Here is a 14,218-nt window from a genome sequence, read left to right as displayed (position 1 = left end):
CATGGTTTCAGGCGATGTCCTCAGGAGATGCGGCCTGAGGGCCCGAGCAGGCTCACGTGGGGCGTGAACGTGCTGTTCGACACCGACCCAACAGCGTGCCCTTGGGACACGGTCAAGGGGCGTCGTTACACGACCGGCGGTCTCGTACGCGATACGTCCGGGCGCCGCTTGAGCATGCCCTTGGGGCATGGTGTGAACTGGACGACGAGGGAGGTGGACGATGGCGTGGAGCACCCGTCAACTGGCACATCGCCACCTCACGTGTCTTGGGCGGTGAGCTCGTAGCCCGCCTCCTCGACGGCGGCGCGCACATGCACGAGGTCCAGCTCCCGGTCGCTGGTCACCGAGACCCGGTCCGCCTCGACGTGCACCTCCACGGCGGTGACGCCGGGGACGCGGTCGAGCTCCTCGGTGACGGCGTCCGCGCAGTGCCCACACGCCATGCCGTGCACGATGTAGGTGGTGGTGATCACGCCGGCGCCTCCTGCTTGCCGAGCGCCGAGGTCGCCTGGTCGCCCTTCCCTGCGGCGGGGACGGTGCGGGTGAGCATGTGCGCCCTGCGCATCCGCCCGTCGCCGGCGAACTGCCCGAAGAAGTACACCTCCATGGCGAACTCCTTCTTACGCTGCTGCACGTGCAACGTATAGCGCGCGGCGATCCGATCGCCGTCCGCCACTGCTTCGTGCACCTCCATACGGCTGATGGGCCGGTTCTTACGCACCGGGCGGGTGTGCGCAATGAGTTTGTCCCGGTCCATCCGGTGACCGTCGGCTATCTCGATGATGTCCTTGGTGTGATAGCGGTCCACGATCGCCGCCGGATCCTCGTCGTCGCGCAGGAGCTCTTCGGAGAAGGAGGTGAAGAACCCGGCGATGAACTCCTTGGGGTCGCTGTCGCTGAGTGGACGCACGTGGGCTCCCCGTCGGCCGTAGTAACTTTGACAGCATGTAAGATATGCATATGTGCTCAACTTTGGCAAGGTGTAAGAATTGAGTTCACCCCCGGCCCGCGCCCGCCGTGCCGACGCCCGGCGCAGCAGGGCACTCATCCTGGACGCGGCGATCCGGCTGCTCAACGCGCAGCCCGACGCCAGCGTCGACGCCATCGCCACCGCCGCGGGCGTCACCCGCCAGACCGTCTACGCCCACTTCCCCTCGCGCCAGAGGTTGCTGGCGGCGGTGCTCGACCAGCTCACCGAGGAGACCGTGGCCGAGATGGACGCCGCCGACCTCGACACGGGGCCGGCGGCTGACGCACTGCTGCGGCTGATCGACGCCGGCGCCAGGACGACCGGGCGCTATCCCGTGCTGATACAGGCGCTCAGCGCGCTGTCCGTTCCTCCAGGGGAGGACCAGGCCCGGCACACGGCGGTCGCCGCCCGGATCAGGCGCGTCATCGAGCGCGGCCTGCGGACGGGAGAATTCGACCGCCGCCTCCCGGTCGGCTGGCTGGTCACGGCCACCATCACGCTGAGCCACGCCGCGAGCGAGGAACGCACCGCCGGGCGCCTGCCCACCGAGGAGGCCGACGAGGCGCTCCGCATCAGCCTGCTCCGCCTGCTCGGCGCGGAACGACCGCCCGGCTGAGGTAGCCCCCGCGGCCGAGGTAACCCTCCGCGGCCAGGACCGCATCCCAGAGGCGCAGCAGGCGGCACAGCGTTGACACCCGGATGGCGCCGAACTCCGAATGGGCCCGCCCGACCCGCCTCTGCCCGGCCCCGCCTGTCCTGCCCGGCCAGCCCGCATTTCGAGATATATCTTGACCTAGTCATAGACGCGACATATCGTGTTGCTCGCCAACGCGATAGTACGTGTTACGGAAGGTGGCGGGCAATGGAGCGAGAGCGGGTGCCGATCCTCGTGGTCGGCGGCGGATACGCGGGGCTGAGCGCGGCGACGCTCCTGGCCTGGCGCGGAGTGCCGGTGACCCTGGTCGAACGGCACCCGGGCACCTCCATCCAGCCCAAGGCGTTCGGCGTCGGGCCACGGGCGATCGAGCTGCTCCGCCCCGTGCCGGGTATCGAGCAGGAGCTGAGCGACATCTGGGCGGGCATCGGCGACAACCTGCGCATCGCCATCGCCAGGAGCCTCGTCGATCCGGACCCCCACTTCGTCATGGAGGACGGGCAGGAGGAGCTCGCCTTCCTGACCGGCATCACCCCCGCGGCGAACGTGGCCGCTCCCCAGGCCGCGATCGAGCGGGTGCTGCGGCGCAGGGCCGAGGCGCTCGGCGCCGACCTGCGCTTCTCCACCGAGCTGATCTCGCTCGACCAGGACGACGACGGCGTGACGGCGGTGATCCGGGGCGAGGACGGCGAGCGCGTCGTGCGGGCGGACTACGTGGTGGCCGCCGACGGCTACCGCAGCCCCCTGCGCCGGATGCTCGGCGTCCCCACCTCGGGCAAGGGCGTGCTCGGCGCCATGTGCTCGATCATGTTCGACGCCGACCTGACCGGGCTCGTCGAGGACCGTACGGTCACGCTCTGGTATCTGCAGAACGACGTCTTCACCGGCGCCATCGTGACCGGCACCGGAGTGGGCGCCCACGTGCTGGGCGTCAACCACGCCGAGGGCGAGAGCGCGGCCGGCTACACCGACGAACGCTGCGCCGAGCTGGTGCGCATCGCGACCGGCCGTCCGGACCTGGACGTGCGCATCCTGGACAAGACGACGTTCGCCCTGGCGCACGTGCTCGCCGACACCTATCGGGCCGGCCGGGTCTTCCTCGCCGGCGACTCCGCCCACACCATGCCGCCCACCGGCGGGCAGGGCGGCAGCACGGCGCTCCAGGACGGCTGCGACCTCGCCTGGCGGCTGTGGCTGGTCGTCACGGGCCAGGCGGGTCCGGCCTTTCTCGACACGTACGACGCCGAACGCCGCCCCATCGGCGCCATGACGGCCGACGCCCAGCTCGCCAACCTGGGCGTACGCATGCCTCCCGAAGCCCGCCACGGCTACCCGGAGCCCTTGCAGGACTCCGCGGCCTGGCTCATCGGACACCGTTACCACTCCACCGCGATCCTCGACGAACCCGGCGACGACGGCTCGATCCTGGAGGATCCCCGCGTGCCGCACGGCCGCCCCGGCAGCCGGGCCCCGCACGTGGTGCTCGACTGGGAGGGGCGACGCGTCTCCACCATCGACCTGTTCGGCTCCGGCTTCACGCTCCTGGCCTCCAGGGAAGGGGGCCAGGCCTGGATGGACACGGGCCGCCAGGTCAAGGAACGGCTCGGTGTGCAGCTCACGCGCCTCCTCGTGGACGTCGAGCTCATGGACGTGGAGGGACGCTTCCACGAGGCGTACGGCGTCAACAGGGGCGGCGCCGTACTGGTCCGGCCTGACGGGTATGTGGCATGGCGCTCGCCCGGTCCCGTCGAGGACCCGGCGGCCACCCTGGAGCGGGTCATGCGCCAGATCCTCAGCCGCTGACCGGCTCCGGGAGCGACCCGGCACTCCCACTTCCAGCGCCGGCCCACGACCCGCTCCACCAGCTTCGTCCCACACAACCTGCCGGGCCACGGGGCACCCGCGAGGCGAGCCGGTCAGCCAGGACGTGTGTCCGGACGGCCAGGGCCGACGTGGACCTCCCGGCACGCAGGTGTGTAGTGGCGGCCTGGGGGGTCAGGGTGGTCCGGCCGTCAGGCGACGAGGCCGAGACCCGAAATGGCCACCGGTCACGCGGCCAGGGCCGAACCTGGGGGTGGGTGGGCGTCGGCCAGGGAGGCGTGGGAGGTGCCCTGGGTGGCGCAGAGCCAGTCGTTGGTGGAGCCGGTGAAGCCCGAGGGCGGCCCGACCTTGAGGCAGGTGATCCGGCCCGTGCCGGGCGCGGGCCCTACTTTCAGCCGCCGGACGCCGCCGGGCCCCACCGCACCGGCTTCGTACGGGGTCAGCCGGACGCGGAACGGGAGGCCGCTGTCGGGCTGGATGTGCAGGAAGTCGCCGATCGTGCGCCGGGTGGCTCCCGGATGGGTCGTGACGTAGGCCAGATGGTCGGTGACCAGGCAGTGGGCCACCGTACGCAGGAGGTTGGTTGCGCACAGGTTGTGGGCGCAGGCGGCACCGTCGAGGGTGATCTCAGGAAGACCGAACCGGCGCAGCCCCCGCGAGGTCACCCGGAGGCAGGAGCAGTCGCCCTTCCCCGCCGGATCCCACGGCGGGCCGGGGACGGCTTCGTGGACCTGGACGTCCCAGGCCAGCCAGTCGTCGTTGAGGTGGAAGGTCGCGGGCTCGCCGGGGCACCGCCCGCAGGTGAGGATGGCGGCGCCGGTCATGGGATCGATCAGCAGCCCGTCGCACTCGCGGGCCAGTGCTCTGGCCGCGGCTCTCGCCGCCTGCACGCCGGCCGGAAGCCTGTGCGGCGGCGCGGTGGCGGACACGACGACATGGTGTTTCGTCCGCCGCAGGAGCCGTCTCTCCTCGTCGCCGAGGGTGGCGCCGGTCGGTCTCCATGGGCTCGGGTGATGGGTCACGGTCAGGTCCCCGCGCCGCACAGCGCTGATCGCGGCCTTTCTGTGCGGGTCGCCCACCCGCCAGGGCACGAAGGTATCGGCGTCGAACGTCAAGTGCTCCATGGCCACCACGAACCGGGACGTCAGGGTGCGGGGCAACGGAAAAGTTAGTTTCATGAGCGGCCTCCGTACGGATCGGGACGAGTGTCGAAGCGGTGAGGCACTCAGGATCGACGAGCCCGGAGACCCTTGGGCGGGTAGAGCGGCGTTCTGTGGACGGCGACGGGTTCTCCACAGGACAGCGAACGTCCACGCGAAACCCGGTGGTGGCACGACGTCAACGAAGCAGAGCCCACACCACGCGTTCGTTCATGCCGCTGACGCCACCGTCGTCATCCGGCTCGCGTAGGGCCGGGATCGTTCCGGCGCGACCCGGATCGGCGACGGAAAAGAAGTCACCTCGGTTTCACCCGAGCCCTGGAAAAGGCTCTTGGCCTGGACGGCGAACCGAGCGCGGTCCCTCAGGAGGCGGAGAAGCGCGTCCAGATCCGCCGCATCGGGGTCCCCTTTTTATCGCGTCCGTACGTAGGCGGGTGGGCGGCAGATCAGCAGGGACTGGCCCGGTAGCCGTACCCCCTCGCCATCGGCCGTCACCGGCTCGTCCGAGGCCAGCACGATCGTTCCCGGCGTCAGGGGCAGCGTCACCGAGTCGGGAGTGAAGTTCACCAGTACGGCCAGCGAGCCCCGCCACATGATCAACCAGGCTCCGTGCGGGTCCGTCTCCACGCGCACCCGGTCGAGGCGCGGGTCCGACAGTTCCGGCAGGGCCTTGCGCAGCGCGATCAGGTCGCGGTACCAGCACAGCAGCGACCAGTGCGCCTCCTCCTTCACCTCGCTCCAGTCGAGTTTCGAGGCGAGGAACGTCTCCTCCGCGGAAGGGTCGGGCGCGTCCCACGCGGGCCAGAACCCGACGAACTCCCGCTCGCGCCGTTCCGCCTCGGTCTCGCGCAGATGGGGCTCGACGTGGTCGGAGAAGAACAGGAACGGCGAGCGCGCCCCCCATTCCTCGCCCATGAACAACATCGGCGTGAACGGCGAGGTCAGCAGCAGGCCCGCGCCGAGCTTGAGCGCGGGGATCGGCAGCCGGTCCCCCTGGGGCCGGTTGCCGATCTGGTCGTGGTTCTGCAGGCAGGCGACCAGCCGGTGTCCGGGAACGCCGGCGTACGAGCGCCCGTGCGCGCGCCCGCGGAAGGTCGAGTAGGTCCCGTCGTGCAGCACGCCTGAGGTCAGCACCTTGGCCAGCGCGGGCAGCCGGGCGAAGTCCTGGTAGTAGCCGTGCGACTCGCCGCTCACCGCGCAGTGCAGCGCGTGATGGACGTCGTCGTCCCACTGCGCGGTCATGCCGAGCCCGCCGGCCTCCGGCGCGCGCACCATGCGGGGGTCGTTGAGGTCGGACTCGGCGATCAGGAACAGGGGCCTGCCGACGGAGCACGCCAGCGCGTCCACCTCCTCGGACAGCTCGGCCAGCAGGTGCTTGGCGCGCTTGTCGTGCAGCGCGTGCACGGCGTCGAGCCGCAGCCCGTCGATGTGGAAGTCGCGCAGCCACTGCAGCGCGTTGCCGATGAAGTAGCGCCGCACCTCGTCGGAGCCGGGCCCGTCCAGGTTGACCGCCTCACCCCAGTAGCTTCCCTCGAAACCGGCGAAGTACGGGCCGAAGGGCCGCAGGAAGTTCCCCGACGGCCCGAGGTGGTTGTAGACGACGTCGAGGATGACGCCGATGCCCGCCCGGTGGCAGGCGTCCACGAACGTCTTGAGCCCGTCGGGCCCTCCGTACGTCTCGTTGACCGCGTACAGGTCGACCCCGTCGTAGCCCCAGTTGCGCCCGCCCGGCACGGGAGCGACGGGCATGAGCTCCACGAAGTCGACGCAGAGCTCGGCCAGGTGCTCCAGTTTCTCCGCGGCCGCCGCGAACGTGCCCTCCGGCGTGAACGTGCCGACGTGCAGTTCGTAGATGACCGCGCCGCGCAGGTCGCGGCCTTTCCAGTCGTGGTCGGACCAGGTGAAGCGGCCGTGGTCGTAGACGGCGCTCTGCCCGAAGACCCCCTCGGGCTGACGGCGGGAGCGGGGGTCGGGGTAGGGTCCGCCGCCGTCGACCACGAAGCCGTACGCCGTCCCGTGCCCCGCCTCGGGCACGTCGGCCGACCACCAGCCACCCTCACCGGGGGACATCGCCCGGCGCCCCTCCATGACCTCCACCTCGACTGCCGTGGCCTTGGGCGCCCAGACCTCAAAGATCATGTCTCTCCAGGAGTGCGACCGGATACTGACCGAGCAGGTGCGCGAGCGGCATGCGCCCGGTGTGCCGGACACCGGTGAGCAGGTCGCGCCAGGTCCCCATGGGGAGCGTGAGCGTCGTGGCGCCCCAGCCCGTCGCGGCCAGACGCACGGGAAGCCGGGTGGCGACGGCGACCGCGCGCGGCCGCTCGCCGGAGTCCTCGCCGCCCCGGGCGAAGGCGATGACGTGCTCCGCCGCCCGCCCTTCCGCCCGCAGCGGCAGGTACGGCCCCGCGCCGCCGAGCCGCCGGCGCAGCCGCAGCGCCTGGGTGGTCACGAGCTGCTTGGCCGTGTCCCAGGCGGTCACGGGCTTGGGCGGGAAGGACACCGGCCGCCGGTTGTCCGGGTCGACCAGCGAGAAGTCGGTGATCTCGTTGCCTTGGTAGACGTCCGGCACGCCGGGCATCATGAGCTGGACGAGCTTGGCCCCGAGGGAGTTGGACATCGCGTACGGCTCGATGCGCGCGGTGAACTCCCCCACGGGCAGCCGTACGGCCGCCTCGGCGAAGTCCCGCAACTTGCGCTCATAGGACGGATCCGGATTTTTCCAGGAAATAGCCGTCTTCGCTTCGCGCGCGGCCTTCAGCAGGTAGTCCGTGAACCGCTCGGCCGAGATCGGCCACGCCGCCATGAGGTTCTGCCAGGCCAGATAGTCGAGACTCGGGTCGAAGCTCAGCGCCGACGACCACTCCGACACGGCGGCGGCCCACTCGTCCGGCAGTTCCGACAACACCGACAACCGGGCCCGCACGTCCTCCGAACGTTTCGTGTCGTGCGTCGACAAGGTGGTCATCGTGTACGGCCGCAGCTCGGCGCAGAAGTCGTGGAAGTCCTCCACCGGGAAGCCGAACACGTCCGGCTCACCACCCACCTCGTTGAGGCAGGCCAGCGGGAACCACCGGTAGAGCGCCGTGTCCTCGACGCCCTTGGCCATGACCGGGCCGCAGGTCTGCTGGAAGCGGATGATCGCCTCGGCGGAGCCGTACAGGACCTCGCGGACGAGCGGGCGCACGGCGGGAGAGCACGCCTCGGCGGCCAGCTCGACGGTCTCGACCGACTCCGGCGGCGGCTCCTCCCCCGGCACGACGTACGCGCGGTAGACCGGCATCGCGGCGAGCAGCTCCCGCACGGCGGCGGGCTCACAGCCGGTGGCCCTGGCCAACCGGTCCACCTCGGAGCCGAGGAACAGGTCGAGCACCTCCCGCTTGGTCTGCGCCATCACGGGCCGGTAGTCCGGGGGCTGCCCGGTCCGCTCGCTGAAGAGCCGGACGAGCGGCTCCCTGCCGGCCGGGTCGACGAAGAGGCCGTTGACGCGGTTGAGCACGTCGTAGCCGGTGGTGCCGTCGCAGGCCCAGTCGTCCGGCAGCCGCTCGGGTCCGATGAGGATCTTCTCGACGACCGTCCACGCGCTGGCCGCGCGCCTGCGCAGGCGTTCGAGGTAGTCGCGCGGGTCGGCCAGCCCGTCGGGGTGGTCGACCCGCAGGCCGTCCACCAGCCCCTCGTCGAGCAACCAGAAGATCACCTCGTGCGTGGCGAAGAAGACCGCCGGGTCCTCGACGCGCAGTCCGATTAACGACGAGACGTCGAAGAAGCGCCGGTAGCCGGGGCCCTCGCGCCAGCCGACCAGCCGGTAGTGGCCCGGGTAGGGGTAGGCGTGCTCGTGGTAGCGCAGCACGTCGCCGTCGACGACGGGCTCGACGTCGTCTCCCAGCACGGGCAGCGCCACCGTGCCGTCGACCCAGTCGATGTCGAACCAGCGCGCGTACGGCGAGGCCGGCCCGTCCTTCAACACCGACCAGAACTGCGCGTTCACCGTGTTCATGTGGTTGGGCACGATGTCCACGACCACGCCCAGGTCATGCGCGGCCAGGTGCAGGGCCATCTCCCTGAAGCCGGTCGCCCCGCCGAACTCGTCCCTGATCCTGGAGTGGTCGGTGACGTCGTAGCCGTGGCGCGACTCGGGCGTGGACTGCAGGATCGGCGACAGGTAGACGTGGCTGACGCCGAGGTCGCGCAGGTAGCCGGCGATCTCCGCCACCTGGGCGAACCCGAAGTCGGGCGTCAGCTGCAGCCGGTAGGTCGACGTGGGCCTAGACACGACGCAACACCCGTACGCTGCGGCCCGGCACCGCGACCGCCTCGCCGGCCCGGCACATCCGCGAGCCCACGTTGATGGGCATGGCCGTGTCTATCTCCGTGTGCCACATCTCGCCGTAGTCCTTGGGGATCGTGAACTGGATCGTGTCGTGGTGCGCGTTGAACAGCAGCAGGAACGAGTCGTCCCTGATCGGACGCCCCCGACGGTCGGGCTCGGTGATGGCGTCGCCGTTGAGGAAGACGGCCAGCGACTTCGCGTATCCGACGTTCCAGTCGCTGTCGGTCATCTCCTCCCCCGACGGGGTCAGCCAGGCGATGTCGCTCAGGCCACGCACCGGCTTGCCGTAGAAGAACCTCCTGCGCCGGAAGACGGGATGTCTTTTGCGCAGCTCGGCCAGGCTCTGCGTGAACTCGAGCAGCAGCCAGTTCTCCCTGATGTCCGACCAGTCGACCCAGGTCAGCGCGTTGTCCTGGCAGTAGCCGTTGTTGTTGCCCTGCTGCGTGCGGCCCAGCTCGTCGCCGTGCGAGAGCATCGGCACGCCCTGGGACAGGAAGAGCGTGGTGAGGAAGTTGCGTTTCTGCTGCTCGCGCAGCGTCTCGACGGCGTCGTCGGCCGGGCCCTCCGCGCCGCAGTTCCATGAGCGGTTGTCGTCGGTGCCGTCGCGGTTGCCCTCCTTGTTGGCCTCGTTGTGCTTGCCGTTGTACGAGACGAGGTCCTGGAGGGTGAAGCCGTCGTGGCAGGTGACGAAGTTGATGGAGGCGGCGGGGCGGCGGCTGTCGTCCTGGTAGAGGTCGCTCGATCCGGTGAACCTCGACCCGAACTCCGGCAGCGTGGCCGGCTGCCCGCGCCACAGGTCGCGGATCGTGTCGCGGTAGCAGCCGTTCCATTCCGTCCACCGCGACGGGAAGTTGCCCACCTGGTAGCCGCCCGGACCCACGTCCCACGGCTCGGCGATCAGCTTGACCTGCGACAACACCGGGTCCTGCTGCACCAGGTCGAAGAACGAGCTCAGCCGGTCGACCTCGTGCAGTTCCCGCGCCAGCGTCGAGGCCAGGTCGAAGCGGAACCCGTCGACGTGCATCTCGATGACCCAGTAGCGCAGCGAGTCCATGATCATCTGAAGGACGTGCGGCGAGCGCATGAGCAGGCTGTTGCCCGTGCCGGTGGTGTCGACGTAGTACCGCTTGTCGTTCTCGACCAGCCGGTAGTAGTCGGGGTTGTCGATGCCCTTGAACCCCAGCGTCGGACCGAGGTGGTTGCCCTCGGCGGTGTGGTTGTAGACCACGTCGAGGATGACCTCGATGCCCGCCTCGTGCAGGCCCTTCACCATCGCCTTGAACTCCAGCACCTGCTCACCGCGCTGCCCCTGGCTGGAGTAACGGTTGTGCGGCGCGAAGAACCCGATCGAGTTGTACCCCCAGTAGTTGGACAGGCCGCGCTGCTCGAGCACGTGGTCGGTGACGAACTGGTGCACCGGCATCAGCTCCAGCGCCGTCACGCCCAGCTTGGTCAGATGGTCCAGGATCTCCGGGTGGTGCAGCGCCGCGTACGTGCCGCGCACGTGCCTCGGGATCTTGGGGTGGCAGATCGTCAGCCCCCGCACGTGCGCCTCGTAGATCACGGTGTCGTGGTACGGCGTCGCGGGCGGCCGGTCGTGCCCCCAGCCGAAGAACGGGTTGATCACGATCGACCGCGGCACGTAGGGGGCGGAGTCGAGGTCGTTCCTGGTGTCCGGCTGGCCGAACCGGTAGCCGTACGCCGCCTCGTGCCAGCGCACCCCACCCTCGATGGCCATCGCGTACGGGTCGAGCAGCAGCTTGGCCGGGTTGCACCGCAGCCCGCGCGCGGGGTCGTACGGCCCGTGGACGCGGTAGCCGTACCGTTGCCCCGGGCCGATCCCCGGCAGGTAGCCGTGCCAGATGAACCCGTCCACCTCGGTGAGCGGCACCCTCGACTCCGTGTTGGCCTCGTCGAACAGGCACAGCTCGACCTTGTCCGCGACCTCGGTGTAGAGCGAGAAGTTGGTGCCCGCGCCGTCGTAGGTGGCCCCGAGCGGATAGGGGTCTCCGGGCCAGATCTCGATCATCGAGGCTCCCTTGCGGTCTCTCCCCATGTTCCGTTCCCCCGCTCTACCGGACAAGCCCGGGCCCCAGTGACGACCTTGTACCTTCCCCCCATCGGCCCTTCATTACTCCGCTGAACATTCACCCAGGTCAAAAGGGTGTACCGGGCCACGGTCGGCCGGTACGAGGGGGCCCCGCGTCGCGCGCAGGCGGCGGCGGTTCGACAAGATGGACGGATGAGCGTTGAGTTGATGGTCTGGGACGAGCCGGTGCCGATCAGCAGGGACCAGGCGCGCGCCACCTACCTGGCAGTCAAGCGCGGCGAGCCCGGCGGCGACGTGCCCGCCGTCGCCAAGGAGCTGCCGGGGCGGATCACGCTCTATCCGGGGCACGTGCTGGTGACGATGGAGCTCGACACGATGGACGAGCTGTCCGCGCAGGTGTTCACGATCGCGCGGGCGCACGGGCTGGTCTGCTACGACCCGCAGCGCGACCTCGTGCACAACGTGGCGCCGCTGGGTGTCTACGAGGGCATGCAGCTGCACACGGGTGACGGCATGGTCGTGCACGACCCCGACCTGGCGCTGGTGCACGACGTGCTGGCCACGCTCTCGCCGCAGAACCCGTTCGCCGCGCTGGTCAACTTCGGCCGGCACTTCCTTCAGGTCTCACCCGGCTACGAGCTGGAGTACAAGGAGGGCACGCTCGTCAGCACGACGGTGCCGGAACTGGCGGAGGTGCGCCAGGCCTTCCACGAGTACGCCACCGGCGACCGGTCGTTCCTGGCCCGCCACACGTGGGCGTGAGGTGGCAGGATCGGACGGCATGAGAACTCTGTACCCGCCCCTCGAACCGTACGACTCCGGCCTGCTCGACGTGGGCGACGGCAACCAGGTCTATTGGGAGGTCTGCGGCAACCCGGACGGCAAGCCCGCCGTCATGCTGCACGGCGGCCCCGGCGGCGGGTGCAACGCCAAGCACCGGCGGCAGTGGAACCCCGACCTCTACCGGATCGTCCTGTTCGACCAGCGCAACTGCGGCCGCAGCCGGCCGCACGCCGCCGACCCGGCCACCGACCTCGGCGCCAACACCACGTGGCACCTGGTGGCCGACATGGAGCGGCTGCGCGAGCACCTGGGTATCGACGCCTGGCAGGTGTTCGGCGGCTCGTGGGGCAGCGCGCTGGCGCTGGCGTACGCCCAGACGCATCCTGACCGGACGACCGAGCTGGTGCTGCGCGGCATTTTCACCCTGCGGCCCCAGGAGCTGCGCTGGTTCTACCAGGAAGGAGCCTGCCATCTCTTCCCCGACCTGTGGGAGCGGTACATCGCGCCGATCCCCGTCGAGGAGCGCGGTGACCTGATCACGGCGTACCGGGCGCGGCTGGAGGGCGACGACCCGGGGGCGCGGCTGGCGGCGGCCAGGGCGTGGGCGCAGTGGGAGGGCGCCACGATCACGTTGCTGCCGGATCCCGAGCTGGTGACGGAGTTCGGTGAGGAGGAGATGGCCGTCGCCTTCGCCAGGATCGAGAACCACTACTTCCACCACGGCGGCTGGTTCGAGCCCGAGCAGCTCATCAGGGACGTCGGCAAGATCCGGCACATCCCCGCGGTGATCGTGCAGGGCCGCTACGACGCCTGCACGCCCATGACCACCGCCTGGGACCTGCACAGGGCCTGGCCCGAAGCCGAGTTCCACGTGGTGCCCGACGCCGGGCACGCCTACTCCGAGCCGGGCATCCTGGGCCGGCTCATCGCGGCGACAGACGGCTTCGCGCGAGCCTGACGGCGGGGGTGACGGCGCCCACCGTCAGCAGGGCGAACAACGGCGCGAGCGCCAGCCCGAGCAGGAAACCCGCGGCGACGTCGTGCGGATAGTGCACGCCGACGAACACGCGCGAGAACGCCATGACGGCCGCCAGCGGGAACACCACCCAGGCCAGCGAGCGCCGGACCAGCACGAGCGTGGCCGCCGCGCCCGCCGCGATCACCGAGTGGTTGCTGGGAAACGACCAGTCGTCCAGGGGCGGGCAGGCGGCGATCGTCGCGATCCCGCCCCGGCACGGCCGGTCCTCCCTGACGACGAGCTTGAGCACTTCGCTGACGGCGTACGTCAGCACCACTCCGGCCGGGCCGGCGATCACCAGCGCCAGGTCCCGGGCGGGCCCTCGCCACGCGCGCCAGGCCGCCACCCCGAACAGCGCCACGAACACGAATAACCCGGCGTCCGTGCCGACCTCGGCGAACACGTGGAGCCATTCGGGCGTGGCCAGGGCGAAGTCGACGATCTCCTCGTACACAGGTGTCCAATCGGTGAATGAGCGATGGACATGACCTTACGAACTGAGATCATCAGATGCCTCCATCATGAGGTGGAAAGTACGGAAAAGCCTCAGCCGAAAGACCGACTTCCCGGCCGGGCGGCAAGGGCTCGGGAGGCTTCGCGTATTCCCTGTTCGGAGCGGGTAGGGAGGCACTCGTGATCGGTGAGCACGTGATCGTCGGCTACGCGGACGACGTGGGTGGGCGGGAGGCGCTGGCGCTCGGCGCCGCGATCACGCACATCACCGGCGGCGAGCTCACGGTCGCCACGATCTACCCGCCGGGCAGCCCGGGGCTGGCGGTCGAGGCGCAGGCCAACCTGGCGCACGCGGCGGACGCGCTGGGGGACACTCCGGCCGAGTACATCACGTTCGAGAGCAGGGGCACGGGGCGAGGGCTTTCGGTGCTGGCCGGGAGGATCAGAAGCGACCTCATCGTGGTCGGCTCCGGGGCGGGAGGCCGGCAGGGCCGCATCACGATCGGCTCCACCTCCAACCACCTGCTCCACCTGTCGCCCGAGGCGGTCATGCTGGCGCCCGCCGGGCACGTGCCCGTCGGCGAGCTCGCCCGGCTGACGCTGGCCTACGTGCACCGGCCGCAGTGCGACGAGGCCGTCGAGCGGGTGGCGCAGGCGGCACTGCGGCTGGGGGTTCCGCTCCGGCTGATCACCCTCGACCTGCGTACGGACGACCAGGGCAAGCTCAGGGACGATCTCGCGCTGGCTGTCCGGCTGGCCTGGGAGACCACGGGCATCGAGGCCGAGTCGGAGGTGGCCGAGGGACACGACGTGGCCGCCGCGATGGAGGACCTCGACTGGCTGCCCGGCGAGCTGCTGGTCTGCGCGGCCGGCGAGGACGCGCAACCGCACCGGGTGTTCCTCGGCGAGCTGGCCATGAAGGTGCTGAGGGCCGCCCCCTGCCCCGTCACCGTGCTTCCCCGGGGTTTCTCCTGAGGG

Annotated in this window: 12 protein-coding genes; 5 read left to right on the top strand and 7 right to left on the bottom strand. The window is 70.3% G+C overall.

The annotated features are described in order from the left end of the window. Nucleotides 1-257 precede the first annotated feature (257 nt). Together GUY59_RS13275 and GUY59_RS13270 are read right to left on the bottom strand one after the other, a co-directional pair. Complete coding sequence (locus GUY59_RS13275) at nt 258-473, bottom strand: heavy-metal-associated domain-containing protein (RefSeq protein ID WP_138200024.1); 216 nt, start codon at nt 471-473, stop codon at nt 258-260. Beyond that, a complete protein-coding gene (locus GUY59_RS13270) occupies nt 470-910 on the bottom strand; it encodes a nuclear transport factor 2 family protein (RefSeq protein ID WP_138200023.1) in 441 nt (146 codons plus the stop codon). The genes GUY59_RS13275 and GUY59_RS13270 overlap by 4 nt, the downstream gene beginning before the upstream one ends. 79 nt (nt 911-989) lie before the next feature. On the opposite strand from GUY59_RS13270, the gene GUY59_RS13265 reads away from it, so the two are divergent. Both GUY59_RS13265 and GUY59_RS13260 read left to right on the top strand, forming a co-directional pair. Continuing rightward, a complete protein-coding gene (locus tag GUY59_RS13265) occupies nt 990-1,586 on the top strand; it encodes a TetR/AcrR family transcriptional regulator (protein WP_138200022.1) in 597 nt (198 codons plus the stop codon). Between the two features lie 246 nt (nt 1,587-1,832). After that, on the top strand, nt 1,833-3,428 hold the full coding sequence (locus tag GUY59_RS13260; RefSeq protein ID WP_138200021.1) for an FAD-dependent monooxygenase: 1,596 nt from the start codon (nt 1,833-1,835) through the stop codon (nt 3,426-3,428). A gap of 245 nt (nt 3,429-3,673) precedes the next feature. Here the strand turns inward: GUY59_RS13260 and GUY59_RS13255 are convergent, their stop codons facing one another. From GUY59_RS13255 to glgX, 4 genes are all read right to left on the bottom strand, one after another. Beyond that, on the bottom strand, nt 3,674-4,624 hold the full coding sequence (locus GUY59_RS13255) for a hypothetical protein (protein WP_161714523.1): 951 nt from the start codon (nt 4,622-4,624) through the stop codon (nt 3,674-3,676). Nucleotides 4,625-5,017: 393 nt separating this feature from the next. Beyond that, nucleotides 5,018-6,745, bottom strand: a complete 1,728-nt coding sequence (gene treZ / locus GUY59_RS13250; protein ID WP_138202793.1) for a malto-oligosyltrehalose trehalohydrolase — start codon at nt 6,743-6,745, stop codon at nt 5,018-5,020. Then, complete coding sequence (treY, locus tag GUY59_RS13245) at nt 6,735-8,879, bottom strand: malto-oligosyltrehalose synthase (RefSeq protein WP_138202795.1); 2,145 nt, start codon at nt 8,877-8,879, stop codon at nt 6,735-6,737. Before treY ends, treZ begins: the two co-directional genes overlap by 11 nt. Then, entirely contained in the window at nt 8,872-10,965 is a 2,094-nt protein-coding gene (glgX, locus tag GUY59_RS13240; RefSeq protein ID WP_171055464.1) for a glycogen debranching protein GlgX, read from the bottom strand. Before glgX ends, treY begins: the two co-directional genes overlap by 8 nt. A gap of 213 nt (nt 10,966-11,178) precedes the next feature. Here glgX and GUY59_RS13235 point away from each other — a divergent pair, with 213 nt between their 5' ends. Both GUY59_RS13235 and pip read left to right on the top strand, forming a co-directional pair. Next, on the top strand, nt 11,179-11,748 hold the full coding sequence (locus tag GUY59_RS13235) for a hypothetical protein (protein ID WP_236667123.1): 570 nt from the start codon (nt 11,179-11,181) through the stop codon (nt 11,746-11,748). Between the two features lie 19 nt (nt 11,749-11,767). Beyond that, nucleotides 11,768-12,727: a prolyl aminopeptidase gene (gene pip, locus GUY59_RS13230; protein ID WP_138202797.1), complete on the top strand. Its 960-nt coding sequence runs from the start codon at nt 11,768-11,770 to the stop codon at nt 12,725-12,727. Here pip and GUY59_RS13225 read toward each other — a convergent pair. Then, nucleotides 12,693-13,241, bottom strand: a complete 549-nt coding sequence (locus tag GUY59_RS13225) for a phosphatase PAP2 family protein (RefSeq protein WP_138202799.1) — start codon at nt 13,239-13,241, stop codon at nt 12,693-12,695. The genes pip and GUY59_RS13225 overlap by 35 nt on opposite strands. A gap of 179 nt (nt 13,242-13,420) precedes the next feature. On the opposite strand from GUY59_RS13225, the gene GUY59_RS13220 reads away from it, so the two are divergent. Beyond that, entirely contained in the window at nt 13,421-14,215 is a 795-nt protein-coding gene (locus GUY59_RS13220) for a universal stress protein (protein WP_252375050.1), read from the top strand. Nucleotides 14,216-14,218 lie beyond the last annotated feature (3 nt).

Origin of the sequence: Nonomuraea sp. K271, assembly GCF_009908215.1 — a bacterium.
GTDB classification, from domain to species: Bacteria; Actinomycetota; Actinomycetes; order Streptosporangiales; family Streptosporangiaceae; genus Nonomuraea; species Nonomuraea longispora.
This window is presented reverse-complemented; position numbering and strand designations above follow the sequence as displayed.